This window comes from Burkholderia guangdongensis (assembly GCF_013403875.1).
Taxonomy (GTDB): domain Bacteria; phylum Pseudomonadota; class Gammaproteobacteria; order Burkholderiales; family Burkholderiaceae; genus Burkholderia; species Burkholderia guangdongensis.
The window spans coordinates 16,114-30,883 of sequence record NZ_JACBNX010000011.1; the positions used below are offsets into that span (position 1 = coordinate 16,114).

Genomic DNA, 14,770 nt, shown 5'->3' on the forward strand with positions numbered 1-14,770 from the left:
GTGGACGAGGGCCAACATGGAAATTGATTTGAATGCTGATCTTGGCGAAGGGTGCGGCTACGATGAGCCGCTGCTCGATCTCGTCACGTCGGCAAACATCGCGTGCGGCTGGCACGCGGGCGGTGCGAACGCGATGCGCGACTGCGTGCGCTGGGCCGTCCAGAAAGGCGTCGCGATCGGCGCGCACCCGAGCTTTCACGACCCGGAGAACTTCGGGCGCAAGGAAATGGACCTGCCGGCCACCGACATCTACGCGGGCGTGCTCTATCAGCTCGGCGCGCTGTCCGCGATCGCGCAGGCCGAGGGCGGCCGCATCGCGCACGTGAAGCCGCACGGCGCGCTCTACAACCAGGCCGCGCGCGATCCGATGATCGCGGACGCGGTCGTGTCCGCGATCCACGATTTCGATCCGTCGCTCGCGGTGTTCGGCCTCGCGAACAGCGTGTTCGTCGCGGCCGCGCGGGAAACCGGCCTCGCCGCGATCGAGGAGGTGTTCGCCGACCGCGGCTACCGCGCGGACGGCTCGCTCGTGCCGCGCAACGAGCCCGGCGCGCTGATCGACGACGAGGACACCGTGCTCGCGCGCACGCTCGACATGGTGCGCCACCAGCGCGTGCGCGCGATCGGCGGCGAATGGGTGCCGCTCAACGCGCAGACCGTCTGCCTGCACGGCGACGGCCCGCACGCGCTCGCGTTCGCGCGGCGGATCCGCTCGGCGCTCGAAACGGCCGGCGTCGACGTCGTCGCGCCCGCGCTGCTGCAGGCCGACGAAGACGCCTGAGCGCGCGCGACCCATCCCGCGGCAATGGCCGCATTCCCGAAAGAAACGAAGCGAAAAAAGAAAAAGCGCCTGTCGGCGCTTGTCTGCTGGTTTCCGGTCGAACGTCCTCGTCCGCCCGATCGCCACCCGTGAACCGTTTTAGAAACGGCGCCGGACAGCGAAGTCCCGAATAAAAACGTCCGCCACCGTCCTGTGCTGCAGCCCCCGGCCGGACGGCGGAACGTCGGATTCGCAAGTCAGCCGCATGCTTTGCTACCGGACGATGGTTGGCCCCGCCGTGCATGCAGTCATTCCGCAGCCGGCACGTCATGTACGTGCCGGCCGCGCTCACCCCGCGCTATTCTTTTATTCCCCGTAGAACTTTATTTTTCTTTTCAATTTTTCAAATCTTGTGGGATGAAGAATAGGTTCGGCGCAAATGGGATGTCAATCGTTTTAAACGCGATATCCGGTGGAAACGAGGGTTTTCCTTATCGCCGCGTGGCGCCGCTCCAACATTCAAACAGCGGCGTCCCGGACGGCATCCGGCGGCGCCGAATCTAGCTCGCGTCGACGCGAAATCCCTGCTCGCGCAGCAGCTCGAGCACACCGCGCCGCCCGCCCAGATGCAGCGCGCCGATCGCGACGAACAGCGGCCGGTTCGGCGTCGCGAGCGCGGCCATCCGCGCGGCGAAGCGCCGGTTGCGCTCGTACACGATCCTGTCGTCGATCGCGTCGGACAGCGCCTTCGAGCGCGCGAGGTGCTCGGACTTCGCGTTCGCCCACGCGGCGAGCGCATCCGCGTCGCCGATCCGCCAGAGCCGGTGCAGCGCGCGCACGTCGTCCGCGTTTTCGGCGGGGGTCTGCACCATGTCCTGCGCGAGCATCTCGCGCTGCTCCGCGAGCGTGAGCCCGGTGAACGCGTGCATCTGCTCGGCGAGCGTCTCGAGCCCGACGACCTTGCCGCCGTGCTTCTTCAGGAACACGTTCTGCAGTTGCGACTCGGTGCCGTACTCGGTCTGCAGCCCGGCCGACAGCGAATCGTACGTCTCGACGACGAGCGACGCGAGCCACGGCCGCATCTTGCGGATGCCGGCGAGCGCGGCCGGATTGCCGTGCAGCCGCCGGGCAAGCCGATGCCAGAGCGTCGGCGTCAGCAGGCGCGGCAGGCACGCGTCATTGCAGACGCCGTACTTCGTCACGTCGTCCTGCGATTCGAGCAGATCGTCCGGCGACAGCTCGAGCGCGAGCGTCGGCGATGCGGCGAGCGCCGCGAGGATGTGCCGGCGGAACGGCTGCCCGGCCGGATAGTCGGCCGGGTCGCCGGTGTGCAGCGTGCCGAGCAGGTAGATCGTGACCCTGCCCTTCGTCGCGACGTAGAACGGCATCCGCGCCGGCTGCGCGTGCGGCGCGCCGCCGGCCGACGGCACGCGGGCGCCCGGCAGGCTGAGCCCCGGCGGCGGCACCGGCGACGGGCGCAGCGACGCCGCCGCCAGTGCGCCCGCCAGCGCACCCGCCTGCGCATGCACGCTGCGCACGGGCACGCCGACGCCCGCCGCCACGCACGCGGCGGCCAGCGCCGCGCCGGTCACCGCGCGCACGCTCCAGCGGCGTGCGGTGCGGCATGCGTGCTCGACGCGCTCGATGCGCTCGATGCACGTGCCGCCGATGCGCGAGCGGCGCGCGAGGCCGCGCGCCGCCGGGCCTTCACGCATGCGTGTCCCCCACCTCCTCGGCACGATGGCACGCGACGCGCCGCCCGTCGACGTCGCGCAGCTTCGGCTCCTCGGCCCGGCACCGCTCGACCGCGTACGGGCAGCGCTGATGGAATGCGCAGCCCGACGGCGGATTGAGCGGCGACGGCAGCTCGCCCTGCAGCTTGATCTGGATCTTCCGGTCCGCCTCGAAGATCGCCGGCGTCGCCGACATCAGCGCGCGCGTGTACGGATGGCGCGGCCGCGCGTAGATCGTCGCCTTGTCGCCGATTTCCGCGACGCTGCCGAAGTACATCACCATCACGTCGTCCGCGACGTGCTCGACGACCGCCAGGTTGTGCGAGATGAACACGTAGCTCGTCTTGAACTGCTGCTGCAGATCCATGAACAGGTTCAGGATCTGCGCCTGGATCGACACGTCGAGCGCGGACACCGGCTCGTCGGCGACGACGATCTGCGGATCGAGGATCATCGCGCGCGCGATCGCGACGCGCTGCCGCTGCCCGCCGGAGAACATGTGCGGATAGCGCTTCGCGTGCTCGGGCCGCAGGCCGACCGTGCGCATGATCTGCGCGATCCGCTCCGCGCGCGCCGACGCGGACAGCGCGGTGTTGATCGCGAGCGGCTCGCCGAGCGTCTGCTCGACGGTCTTGCGCGGATTCAGCGACGCGAACGGATTCTGGAACACCATCTGCACGCGGCGGCGCAGCGCGGCGAGCGCCGCGCGATCGGCGCCGGCGACGTCGTTGCCGTCGATCGCGAGCGAGCCGGACGTCGGCGCCTCGACCATCGTCAGTTGCCGCGCGAGCGTCGACTTCCCGCAGCCGGACTCGCCGACGACCGCGAGCGTTCTGCCGCGCGCGAGCGAGAACGACACGCCGTTCAGCGCCTTCACCGTGCCCGTGCCGAACATGCCGCGCTTCACCGTGTAGTGCTTCGCGAGCGCGTCGGCAACCAGCACCGGCTCGTCGTGCCCCGCATGAGGCGTTGCCTGGACTGCATTCATCGTGCGCCTCCCGTCGGGTTCGAGCGAGAAAGGTTGAGCGGACGGATGCAGCGCGCGCGCATCGCGTCGTTGCCGGGCTCGAGCTCGGCGAGCGCCGGGCGCGCCTTCGCGCAGCCGTCGACCACGTACTTGCAGCGCGGCGCGAACAGGCATCCGGTCGGACGATCGTCGCGGCCCGGCACCATCCCCGGCAATGCGGCAAGGCGTCGCGCGCCCTTGTTGTGCTCGGGAATCGCCGCGAGCAGCGCTTCCGTGTACGGATGATGCGGCTCGCTGAAGATGTCCGGCACGCGGTTCGTCTCGATGATCTCGCCCGCGTACATCACCGCGACGCGCTGCGCGACCTCCGACACCACGGCCAGATCGTGCGAGATCAGCACGAGCGCCATTCCGCGCTCCTTCTGCAGCGTCACGAGCAGGTCCATGATCTGCGCCTGGATCGTCACGTCGAGCGCGGTCGTCGGCTCGTCGGCGATCAAGAGCTTCGGGTTGCACGCGACCGCCATCGCGATCATCACGCGCTGGTTCATCCCGCCGGACATCTGGTGCGGGAACGTGTCGATGCGGTTCTTCGCGTCGGGAATCCCGACCTGGTCGAGCAGCTCGAGCGCGCGCCGCTTCAGCGCGTCGCCGCGCAGGCCCTCGTGCAGCTTCAGCACCTCCCGGATCTGGTAGCCGACCGTGTAGCTCGGGTTCAGGCTCGTCAGCGCGTCCTGGAACACCATCGCGATGTCCTTGCCGATGATCTTGCGGCGCGCCTTCGCGGGCGCGTTCAGCAGATCCACGCCGTCGAACGTCACTTCGTCCGCGGTCACGATGCCCGGCGCGTCGATCAGGCCCATCAGCGCCATCATCGTCACGCTCTTGCCCGAGCCCGATTCGCCGACGACGCCGACGACCTCGCCCGGCGCGATCGACAGGCTGATCCCGTCGACGGCCGGCAGGCCGTTGAAATTCACCGCGAGATTGCGGATGGTCAGTAGGTCACGCATATTCATGCCATCCGTTTGAGTTTCGGATCGAGTGCGTCGCGCAGCCCGTCGCCGAGCAGGTTGATCGCGAGCACCGAGATCAGGATCGACAGGCCCGGCATCGTCACGATCCACCATGCGTTGTCGATGTAGTCGCGCGCCGACGCGAGCATCGCGCCCCACTCGGCGGTCGGCGGCTGCACGCCGAGGCCGAGGAAGCCGAGCGCGGCCGCGTCGAGAATCGCCGACGAGAAGCCGAGCGTCGCCTGCACGATCAGCGGCGCCGTGCAGTTCGGCAGCACCTGCGAAAACATCAGCCGCGCGGTGCCGGCGCCCGCGACGCGCGAAGCCGTCACGTACTCCTTCTGCAGCTCGCCGAGCGCGGACGCGCGCGTGAGGCGCACGTACGCGGGCAGCGCGACGATCGCGATCGCGAGCATCGTGTTCGTCAGGCCCGGCCCGATGATCGCGACGACCGCGACCGCGAGCAGCAGCGACGGCAGCGCGAGCAGCACGTCCATCACGCGCATCACCGCCGTGTCCGCCCATTTCTGGAAGAACGCGGCGACGAGCCCGAGCACGACGCCCGGAATCAGCGCGAGCACGACCGACACGAAGCCGATCCAGAACGACATCCGCGCGCCGTACATCAGGCGCGAGAGGATGTCGCGGCCCGCTTCGTCGGTGCCGAGGATGAATTTCCAGTTACCGCCGGCGAGCCACGCGGGCGGAATCTTCACGAAGTCGCGATACTGCTCGGCCGGGCCGTGCGGCGCGATCAGCGGCGCGAACACCGCGACGAAAACCAGCGCGAGCACGACGATGCCCGCGCCGACCGCACCGCGATTGCGCGAGAAGTTCGCCCAGAATTCGCGCAACGCGAGCGTGCGGCCGCCGACCGGCGCGGTCTCGCGCGACAGGGCGTTTTGAAGGTCGCTCATGATTTACCTCGTGTGGCGGATGCGCGGATTCAGCACGCCGTACAGCAGATCGACGACCAGGTTCACCAGGATCACGAGCGTCGCGATCAGCAGGATCCCGCCCTGCACGACCGGATAGTCGCGGCGGCCGATCGCGTCGATCAGCCACTTGCCGATGCCGGGCCACGAAAACAGCGTCTCGGTCAGCACCGCGCCCGCGAGCAGCGTGCCGACCTGCAGGCCGATCACGGTGACGACCGGGATCAGCGCGTTGCGCAGCGCATGCACGACGACGACGCGCGCGGGCGACAGCCCCTTCGCGCGCGCGGTGCGGATGTAGTCCTCGCGCAGCACCTCGAGCATCGACGAGCGCGTCATCCGCGCGATCACCGCGAGCGGGATCGTGCCGAGCACGATCGACGGCAGGATCAGGTGGCTGACCGCCGAGCGAAACGCGCCTTCGTCGGTCGACAGCAGCGAGTCGATCAGCATGAAGCCGGTCACGTGCGGGATGTCGTACTCGACCGCGATGCGGCCCGACACCGGCGTCCAGCCGAGCGTCGCGGAAAACACCATGATGAGGATCAGGCCCCACCAGAAGATCGGCATCGAGTAGCCGGTCAGCGCGGTGCCCATCACGCCGTGATCGACGATCGTGCCGCGCCTGAGCGCCGCGATCACGCCGGCCGGCAGCCCGACCGCGAGCGCGAACACGAGCGCGCACAGCGACAGCTCGACCGTCGCCGGGAAGCGCGCGAAGAACTCGCCAGCGACGCCCGTGTTCGTCACGATCGACGTGCCGAGGTCGCCGGACAGCGCGCGGCCGATGTAATGGACATATTGCACGGGCAGCGGCAGGTCGAGCCCGAGGCGATGCATGGCTTCAGCGTGCATCGCGGGGTCGACGCCGCGCTCGCCCATCATCACTTCGATGGGGTCGCCCGGTATCAGGTGAATCAGCGCGAACGCGAGGATCGTGATCCCGATGAAGGTCGGAATCACCATGCCCACGCGGCGCAACACGAATCGGAACATGATGCGTCTCGTATTTTCTGAGCGGAAATGTGCGACCGGCGACGGGAGGCACTGGGCCTCCCGCCGCCGGATCCAGAGTCAGCCAGCCGGTCGTCGCGACAGCTTACGCCCGCCGCGTTACTTCACGCTGACGCCATCGAAGCGCGCATAGCCGAGCGGCTCGATGCGCATGTCGACGACATTCTTTCGCACCGGTTGATAGACCGTCGAATTCGCAATCGGCGAGAACGGAAGCTGCTGCGCGAAGATCTGCTGCGCCTGCGTGTAGATCGTCGTGCGCGCGTCCTGGCCGGTCGTCGTGCGGCCCTTCTGGACCAGATCGTCGAACGGCTTGTAGCACCAGCGCGAGAAGTTGTTGCCCTTCACCGCCTCGCAGCCGAGCAGCGTGCCGAGCCAGTTGTCCGGATCGCCGTTGTCGCCGGTCCAGCCGATCAGCATCGAGTCCTGCTCGCCCGCGTGCGCGCGCTTGATGTACTCGCCCCACTCGTACGTGACGATCTTCGCCTTCACGCCGATCTTCGCCCAGTCGGCCTGGATCATCTCGGCCATCAGGCGCGCGTTCGGGTTATACGCGCGCTGCACCGGCATCGCCCACAGCGTGATCTCGAAGCCGTTCGGGAAGCCGGCCTTGCCGAGCAGCGCCTTCGCCTTCGCGGTGTCGTAGGTCGCGACCTTCAGGTTCTTGTCGTACGACCACTGCGTCGGCGGCACCGGCGCGGACGCGGCCTGGCCGGCGCCCTGGTACACCGAATCGATAATCGCCTTCTTGTTGATCGCCATGTCGAGCGCTTCGCGCACTTCGAGCTTGTCGAACGGCTTGTGCTCGACGTTGTACGCGAGATAGCCGAGGTTGAAGCCGGGCTGCGACGGCATGTCGACGTTCGAATCGGCCTTCAGCGTCGCGATGTCGGCGGGGCGCGGATAGCTCATCACCTGACATTCGTTCTGCTTGAGCTTCTGCACGCGCACGCCCGGATCGGGCGTGATCGAGAAGATCAGCTTCGAGATCTTCACTTCGCCCTTCTTCCAGTAGTCGGGGTTGCCGTCGAAGCGGATCGTCGCGTCCTTCGTGTAGCTGCGGAACACGAACGGGCCGGTGCCGATCGGCTTCTGGTTGATGTCGGCGGCGCGGCCGGCCTTCGTCAGCTGGTCCGCGTACTCGGCGGACAGGATCGACGCGAACTCCATCGCCATGTTCTGGATGAACGGCGCGTTCGGCTCGGACAGCGTGAAGCGGACCGTGTACGGATCGACCTTCTCGACCTTCGTGATCAGCTTGTCGAGGCCCATGTCGGTGAAGTACGGAAACGACACCGGGTACGCCTTGCGGAACGCGTTGTTCGGGTCGAGCATCCGGTCGAACGTGAACAGGACGTCGTCCGCATCGAACTCGCGGGTCGGCTTGAAGAAGTCGGTCGTGTGGAACTTGACGCCGTGGCGCAGATGGAACGTGTAGACCTTGCCGTCCGGCGAGACGTCCCACTTCTCGGCGAGGCCGGGCTCGACCTTCGTGCCGCCGCGGACGAACTCGACGAGACGGTTGTAGACGGTGAACGTCGACGCGGTGAAGTCGACACCGGTCGTGTACTGCGCCGAATCGAAGCCCGCCGGGCTGCCTTCCGAGCAGTAGACGAGCGTCTTGTTCGGGATTTGGGCGAACGCGGATCCCGCGACGCCGATCGATGCCGCTGCAACACCTGCAATCGCGGTAACGCGCAGGGAGCGCAACAGACGATGATGAGCCATGTTTCCTCCAGGTCTTTGTCTGATCCGGCCCCGGGTAGGAGCCGGCGTACGCGGATATTACTTGACCTTGCAGTTTTGGAACAAGCTGGAGGAAAACCCAACGCTCACCGCACGCGCCGCGCGTCGAGATCCGCGCTGCGCGCGGGCACGAACGCGACCGCGACGATCGACACGGCGATCCCGCCCATCACGTAATAGGTCGGCGCGAACGGCGAGCCGGTGGTCCTGATCAGCCACGTGACGATGAACTGCCCGAAGCCGCCGAACACCATCACCGCGACGTTGTACGCGAGCGAGAGGCCGGTCGAGCGCACGTTCGCCGGAAACAGCTCGGCGATCAGCGCGCCGAACGGCCCGTAGTAGCCGGCGAGCGTCACCGACAGCGTCGCCTGCACGATGATCAGCCGCTCGATGCTCGGCGCGTCGTTGAGCCACGAGAACAGCGGAAGGATCGCGACGAGCGTGATCCCGAGCGACCACAACGACAGGCCGCGCCGCCCGATCCGGTCGGACAGCGCGCCCGCGAGCGGCGACAGCACGGTGAGCAGCAGGTTGCCGACGATCACCGCGTAGAACGACTGCGCATACGGCAGCCGGAGCTCCCGCACCGCGAAAGTCGGCAGATAGCTGATCAGCACGTAGATCGTGGCCGTCAGCGCGATCACCGCGCCGAGCCCGCACAGCACTTCGCGCCCGTGCCGCGCGAGCACGTCGCCGAGCGTGGCGCGGCGCGCGCTCTGCCGCGCATGCAGGAATGCCTCGGAATCGCCGAGGCGGCGGCGGATGTAGAAGCCGATCGGCCCGATCGCGAGGCCGAGCACGAACGGCACGCGCCAGCCCCATGCGCGCAGCGCGTCCGGCGTCAGCCCGCGCGTGACGGCCGCGCCGACGAGCGCGCCGATCAGCAGCGCCGCCGCCTGGCTCGCCATCTGCCAGCTGCCGTAGAAGCCGCGCTTCGAGAACGGCGCGGCCTCGATCAGGAGCGCGGTCGCGCTGCCGAACTCGCCGCCCGCGGAGAAGCCCTGCAGCAGCCGGCCGAACACGATCAGGAGCGGCCCGCCGACGCCGATCGCCGCGTACGGCGGCGCGATCGCGAGCAGGAAGATGCCGGCCGTCATCAGCAGGATCACGAGCGACAGCGCGGCCTTGCGCCCCGCGCGATCCGCGTACAGGCCGAGCACGATGCCGCCGATCGGCCGCATCACGAACGCGACGCCGAACGTCGCGGTCGTCAGCATCAGCGACGCATATTCGTTCGACGCCGGGAAGAACAGCTCGGCGATCACGACGGCCAGAAAGCTGTAGACCGAGAAGTCGTACCACTCGAGCGCATTGCCGATCACGGCCGCCACCACCGCGCGCCGATTCAGCGCGCGCTCGGGCCGCACCAGCTTCGTTGAACCCGCAATCGTCGCCATGCGCGTGTCGTCCTTGTTGGCTCTCGCCGGGCCGCCGTTGTGCTGCGAGTGTAAAAAGCCGCGCAATTGTTTTCAAGCGTCATGCGAAAACGCCCGCCATCGGACGATGGCGGGCGTTTCGCGGATGGGTTCGCATGCGGCACCGCACGATGCCGCGCGCCGTCACGCCTTCTTCGAGTAGGCGCTGCACCAGCCTTTCGCGGACACCTGCTTGCCCGGGAATGCGCCGCACGGGCCCGAGGCCGCGCCCGCCTTGCCCTGATACAGCATGCACGTCGCGCAGTGTTCGCCGGCCGCGTACTTCGGATACTTGGCCTTGTCGACCTTGGTTGCGTCAGCCTTGTAGCCGAGCGACTGGGCGGTCGGATCGCTTTCCGGCAGCATCGGCAGATCGGCGGCGAGCGCTTCGCGCGACAGCGCCAGCGCGGATACGACGCCCACGCTTGAAATCAGGAAACTCCGACGGGATGTTTTCATGAGGACTCGCTCCAACGTTATCAGTTTGAAAGCTGCTCTGGCGGCAGCAGGTTGAAAGCATACGCCCGTCGCGCACGAATGTGCGCCCCGAAATGCCGGAGATAAAAGAAATCGCAGAGAAAAACCGCGCGCGTCAGCCGTGCGCGGTCATCTCGCCGATCCGCTGCGCGAGCGCGAGCGACGCGGTCAGCCCCGGCGACTCGATGCCGAACAGGTTCACGAGCCCGCGCACGCCATGCTGCGCGGCGCCCTGCACGACGAAATCCGCCTCGCTCTCGCCCGGCCCGGCGATCTTCGGGCGGATGCCCGCGTACGCCGGCTGCAGCGCGCCGTCCGGCAACCCGGGCCAGAACGCGCGGACCGACGCGTAGAACGCGTCCGCGCGGGCCGGATCGACGTCGTAGCGCAGTGCGTCGATCCACTCGACGTCGGGCCCGAAGCGCGCCTGGCCGGCGAGATCGAGCGTCAGGTGCACGCCGAGCCCCGCGCGGTCGGGCATCGGATAGATCAGATGCCGGAACGGCGAGCGCCCGGCGAGGTTGAAATAGTTGCCGCGCGCGAGATAGAGCGGCGGCACCCAGCGCGGATCGAGCCCGTGCGTGCGGCGCGCGAGCGCCTGCGCGCCGAGCCCCGCGCCGTTGATCACGCACGCGGCCTCGATCTCGGTCGGCGCGTCGCCGCCGGTGCGCACGACGAAGCGCGCGCCGCGCAGCACGTCGATCGACTCGACCGGCGACTTCAGCACGCAGAACGCGCCGTTGCGCTCGGCGTCGCCGAGCAGCGCGAGCATCAACTGATGGCTGTCGACGATGCCGGTCGACGGCGAGAACAGTGCCTGCACGCATTCGAGCTCGGGCTCGAGCGCCTGCGCCTCGGTGCGCGACAGCGGCAGCAAGTCGAGCACGCCGTTCTCCTCGGCGCGCGCCGCGATCGCCGCGAGCTGCTTCACCTGCGCGGCCGACGTCGCGACGAGCAGCTTGCCGGTGCGCCGATGCGGCACGTGATGCGTGTCGCAGAATTCGTACAGCAGGTCGCGGCCGTGCACGCACGACATCGCCTTCAGCGACCCGCGCGGATAGTAGAGCCCCGCGTGGATCACCTCGCTGCTGCGCGAGCTCGTGCCGGTGCCGATCGCGTCGGCGGCCTCGAGCACCAGCGTCTCCCGGCCGCGCGCGGCGAGCTCTCGCGCGATCGCGAGCCCGACGACGCCCGCGCCGATCACTACACAATCCGTCTGCTCCATGACCATTCGCGCCGCTAGCGCGTCGAGGGAGGAGAAATCGATTGTACGTCGGACCGACGGAAAGGTCAGAACCCGATCGGCCGGCGCTTGCCCGCCCCCTCGTCCGCGCGGATGTCGCGCGGCTCGATCGCGTCGCGCCCGTCGAGCCGCGCCGCGCCGAACGCGTGCAGTAGCGCGCGGCGCATCGTGCGCGGCGGCGTCGCGGCGAGCACGTCGAGCGCGCCGTCGCCGAGCGTTTCCGGGAAACGCCGGCCCCATGCGTGCGCCGCGCGAATCTCGCCGTAGATGATCTGCGCGATGCGCCGCGCGCCCGCCGCGTCCGGCGCCGCGATCTCGTATACGTTCATCCGGTTCAGGAGCGGCTCCGGAATCGCGTGCGCTTCGTTCGCGGTCGCGATCCAGATCACGTTGCCCGCGTCGATCGGCACCTCCGCGAACTCGTCGACGAACGCGCGCGCGGTGTCGTGCTCGAGCAGCGCGTACAGCGCGCCGAGCGGATCGTACTGCGCGTCGCTGCCGGCCTTGTCGATCTCGTCGACCGCGATCACCGGGTTCGCGTAGCTGCCGTTCACGAGCGCGTCGAACACCTTGCCGGGCTTCGCGTTCTTCCACTGCGACGACGCGCCCGACAGGATCCAGCCCGCGGTCAGCGAGCTCATCGGCACATAGTGATACGACGTGCCGAGCAGCAGCGCGAGCGCCTTCGCGAAATGCGTCTTGCCGATCCCGGGCGGGCCGAGCAGCAGGATCGGCATTAGCTCGAGACGGTCGTCCGTCTCGAGGCACAGCGCGACCTGCTTGCGCACGTCGTCGAGCGGCTCGCCGAAATTCGGCAGCGCGTCGTTCAGCGCGTCGAACGACGGCATCCGGTTCGGCTTTACGCAAAAGCGCAGATTGCCCGCCTTCAGCATCCTCTCGTAGGTGGCGCGCAGCGCATCGCTCGCGCCTTCGTTCAGATCGTTCAGCGCGGTCTCGACCTGCTCCAGATCGTAGACCGTGCTGAACGACGCCACCGCCAGTTCCTGCTTCACCATCGCCGTCGTCATACCAACCTCGCCACCGCTTCTCGACCACCGTTCCCGCCAACGCGTGCCGTGCGCACCATCAGACCCTTTCGATTTCAGTGTAGCGGGCCCAGGCGCCCGCGCAAGCGAGCAGCCGGGCGCGGGTGCTGCTGATACCCGTCATGCGCTGCATGCTTTCGCGCACGCGTTTATCATCGACGGTTCACGGGCGTTCGGGGCGTTCGAGCGTAAGATGTGCGTCCGTCCCACGCTTGCCGCGCATTTCCGGAGAGGCTTCATGCTGAGACACGGCCTGGCCGCCCTGCTCGCGAGCGCCGCGCTCGCCGCCCACGCGCAGAGCCCCGCGCCCGCTGCCGTTGCGTGGGAGATCCAGGTCGTGCGCGACGGCCAGACGATCGACACGTTCAAGGAGACCACCACCGTGGGTCAGACCCGCACCGACACGCACCACTATCCGGCGTCGGTGTCGGTCGGCTGCGGCGACAAGGCGCGCGTGTTCCCGGCCGAGCGCACACGCGCGGTCACCGTCGCGCCGCTCGCGGCCGACGGCGGCGCGATCACGCTCGCGCTCGACGTGCAGGAAACACTCGACGACGACAGCGCCACGCCGAACGCCGATCCGTGCATGCCGGCGTCGCCGCGCCAGATCGTCGCGAGCCATCCGGGCCTCGCGGTCGGCGGAACGAGCTGGACCGACTGGACGCTGATCGCGAACCATCCGCAACTCGTCTACCGCGTGCGCGCGCACGTCGCGAAGGACTGACCCGCCATGTCCGCCGCCGCCAACGCCGTCGCACTGCCTTACGCCGAGCCGCACGCCGCGCCCGACGAACTGACCGCGGTCAGCTGGAACCTGCACAAGGGCCGCTCGCCGCTCGGCTTCACCGCCTGGAACGCGATGCGCAACTGGATGCAGTCGACGCACGCGGACGTCTACTTCCTGCAGGAGGCGATGGCGCGCCGGATGCCGCGCACGGCGCTCGCGCCCGGCTTCGGCTCGCCGATGGACGATCCCGTCGACGACGTCTGGCACTGCCAGGCAACCGAGATCGCGAGCGCGCTCGACTGGCAGATCGCGCTCGGCCCGAACGTGTTCAAACCGTCGTGGCGACACGGCAATGCGATCCTGTCGCCGCATCCGCTCGACCTCGGCGGCCGCTGGGACATCTCCGCGCACCGCTTCGAGCGGCGCGGGCTGCTCGTTGCGCGCGCGACGCTCGCCGGCTCGCGCCCGGTCACGCTGCTGTGCGCGCACCTCGCGCTCACGCGCGCGGCGCGGCTGCGCCAGATGCACTGGATCGCGCACTGGATCGTGCGCCACGCGAAAGACGGCCCGCTCGTGCTCGCGGGCGACTTCAACGACTGGCGCAGCGATTCAATTCCGCTGTTCGCCGAGATCGGGCTGTCGGAGGTCGCGACGCAGCTCGGCGAGTCGGGCCGCACGTTCCCCGCATTCTCGCCCGCGCTCGCGCTCGACAAGATGTTCGTGCGCGGGATGACGCCGCTCGAATGGAGCGCGCCGTCCGGCGAAACCGCATGGCTGTCCGACCATTTGCCGTACATCGCGCGGCTGCGGCTCGATCCGGCCTGAGCGCAATGCGAAGCGCACCCGCGTTGCACGGGGTAAAGTAGCGGATCGTCCCGCCCGCCCCCGCGCCGCCATGTCCCTGCTGCCGATCCTGCTGCAAATCGCCGTTGTCTACCTCGTCGCCGCGATCACGCCCGGCCCGAATTTCTTCATGATCTCGCAGTTGTCGCTCGCGGGGCGCCGCGGCGTCGGCGCGGCGTCCGCGCTCGGCGTCGGCACCGCGTCGGTGATCTGGGCGTCGCTCGCGCTGCTCGGCCTCGCGGCCGTGTTGCATCAGCTGGCGTGGCTCTACGAAACGATCCGGATCGGCGGCGCGATCTATCTCGCGTGGTTCGGCTTCAAGCTGCTGCGCGCGAGCGCGCGGCGCGATCCGGCGCCCGCGGTCGTGCCCGACGCAGCGCCCGACGCAGCGACACAACAGCCGCAACCGGCGCCGCATCTGCGCGACTATCTGCGCGCCTACCGGTCCGGGCTCTTCACCTGTCTGACGAACCCGAAATCGTGCGCGTTCTGGACCAGCGTGTTCGCGGCGATGCTGCCCGCGCACGTGCCCGGCTGGTTCGACGGCGCGGTGCTGCTGACGATCGGCACGCTGTCGGCCGGCTGGTACGGCAGCGTCGCGCTGCTGTTCGCGAGCCCGCGCGCGCAGCGCGGTTACCGGCGGGTGCGCCGGCCGCTCGACGCGTTCTGCGGCGTGGCGCTTGTCGGCCTCGGAATGAAGCTCGCAGCCGATCGCTGACGTCGCGCAAAATCCGCGTGCCGGCCGGGGTCAAGCCCGCGAACCTCGCAAGCAAGGTAAAATACGCCGTCATTTCACCGTCAGTGATCGAGAAGGCGCGTGTGTCCGGCGTCTGCCGGCCGATCCC

14 protein-coding genes are annotated in these 14,770 nt (G+C 68.7%); 4 read left to right on the top strand and 10 right to left on the bottom strand.

Annotation, left to right across the window (positions count from 1 at the left end; all coding sequences use genetic code 11):
* Nucleotides 1-16 precede the first annotated feature (16 nt).
* Nucleotides 17-781 (top strand): 5-oxoprolinase subunit PxpA, encoded by a 765-nt coding sequence (gene pxpA, locus HZI36_RS12045; RefSeq protein WP_179402883.1) that lies wholly within the window; start codon nucleotides 17-19, stop codon nucleotides 779-781.
* 539 nt (nucleotides 782-1,320) lie between these two features.
* Here the strand turns inward: pxpA and HZI36_RS12050 are convergent.
* The 10 genes from HZI36_RS12050 to HZI36_RS12095 all read right to left on the bottom strand — a co-directional run bounded on the left by HZI36_RS12050 (nucleotide 1,321) and on the right by HZI36_RS12095 (nucleotide 12,337).
* A complete protein-coding gene (locus HZI36_RS12050; RefSeq protein ID WP_179402884.1) occupies nucleotides 1,321-2,475 on the bottom strand; it encodes a TraB/GumN family protein in 1,155 nt (384 codons plus the stop codon).
* Nucleotides 2,468-3,481 carry a peptide ABC transporter ATP-binding protein gene (locus HZI36_RS12055; protein ID WP_179402885.1) on the bottom strand — a complete coding sequence of 338 codons (1,014 nt, stop codon included), beginning with the start codon at nucleotides 3,479-3,481 and terminating at the stop codon, nucleotides 2,468-2,470. The genes HZI36_RS12050 and HZI36_RS12055 overlap by 8 nt, the downstream gene beginning before the upstream one ends.
* On the bottom strand, nucleotides 3,478-4,473 hold the full coding sequence (locus HZI36_RS12060) for an ABC transporter ATP-binding protein (protein ID WP_179402886.1): 996 nt from the start codon (nucleotides 4,471-4,473) through the stop codon (nucleotides 3,478-3,480). Before HZI36_RS12060 ends, HZI36_RS12055 begins: the two co-directional genes overlap by 4 nt.
* Before the next feature lie 2 nt (nucleotides 4,474-4,475).
* Nucleotides 4,476-5,393, bottom strand: coding sequence for an ABC transporter permease subunit (locus HZI36_RS12065; protein WP_179402887.1), 918 nt, complete (start codon nucleotides 5,391-5,393; stop codon nucleotides 4,476-4,478).
* 3 nt (nucleotides 5,394-5,396) lie between these two features.
* On the bottom strand, nucleotides 5,397-6,407 hold the full coding sequence (locus HZI36_RS12070; protein WP_179402888.1) for an ABC transporter permease subunit: 1,011 nt from the start codon (nucleotides 6,405-6,407) through the stop codon (nucleotides 5,397-5,399).
* A 117-nt stretch (nucleotides 6,408-6,524) separates the two neighbouring features.
* On the bottom strand, nucleotides 6,525-8,153 hold the full coding sequence (locus HZI36_RS12075) for an ABC transporter substrate-binding protein (protein WP_179402889.1): 1,629 nt from the start codon (nucleotides 8,151-8,153) through the stop codon (nucleotides 6,525-6,527).
* Between the two features lie 104 nt (nucleotides 8,154-8,257).
* Nucleotides 8,258-9,571, bottom strand: coding sequence for an MFS transporter (locus HZI36_RS12080; RefSeq protein ID WP_179402890.1), 1,314 nt, complete (start codon nucleotides 9,569-9,571; stop codon nucleotides 8,258-8,260).
* Between the two features lie 162 nt (nucleotides 9,572-9,733).
* Nucleotides 9,734-10,048 carry a high-potential iron-sulfur protein gene (locus HZI36_RS12085; RefSeq protein ID WP_179402891.1) on the bottom strand — a complete coding sequence of 105 codons (315 nt, stop codon included), beginning with the start codon at nucleotides 10,046-10,048 and terminating at the stop codon, nucleotides 9,734-9,736.
* A gap of 133 nt (nucleotides 10,049-10,181) precedes the next feature.
* Nucleotides 10,182-11,291 (bottom strand): NAD(P)/FAD-dependent oxidoreductase, encoded by a 1,110-nt coding sequence (locus HZI36_RS12090; protein ID WP_179402892.1) that lies wholly within the window; start codon nucleotides 11,289-11,291, stop codon nucleotides 10,182-10,184.
* 65 nt (nucleotides 11,292-11,356) lie between these two features.
* Nucleotides 11,357-12,337 (bottom strand): AAA family ATPase, encoded by a 981-nt coding sequence (locus HZI36_RS12095; RefSeq protein ID WP_179402893.1) that lies wholly within the window; start codon nucleotides 12,335-12,337, stop codon nucleotides 11,357-11,359.
* A 256-nt stretch (nucleotides 12,338-12,593) separates the two neighbouring features.
* Between HZI36_RS12095 and HZI36_RS12100 the strand changes: the two genes are divergently transcribed.
* The 3 genes from HZI36_RS12100 (at nucleotide 12,594) to HZI36_RS12110 (ending at nucleotide 14,643) form a co-directional block, all read left to right on the top strand.
* Nucleotides 12,594-13,079: a hypothetical protein gene (locus tag HZI36_RS12100; RefSeq protein WP_179402894.1), complete on the top strand. Its 486-nt coding sequence runs from the start codon at nucleotides 12,594-12,596 to the stop codon at nucleotides 13,077-13,079.
* A 6-nt stretch (nucleotides 13,080-13,085) separates the two neighbouring features.
* Nucleotides 13,086-13,907 carry an endonuclease/exonuclease/phosphatase family protein gene (locus tag HZI36_RS12105; protein WP_179402895.1) on the top strand — a complete coding sequence of 274 codons (822 nt, stop codon included), beginning with the start codon at nucleotides 13,086-13,088 and terminating at the stop codon, nucleotides 13,905-13,907.
* 70 nt (nucleotides 13,908-13,977) lie between these two features.
* A complete protein-coding gene (locus HZI36_RS12110) occupies nucleotides 13,978-14,643 on the top strand; it encodes a LysE family translocator (protein ID WP_179402896.1) in 666 nt (221 codons plus the stop codon).
* The last annotated feature ends 127 nt before the right edge of the window (nucleotides 14,644-14,770 follow it).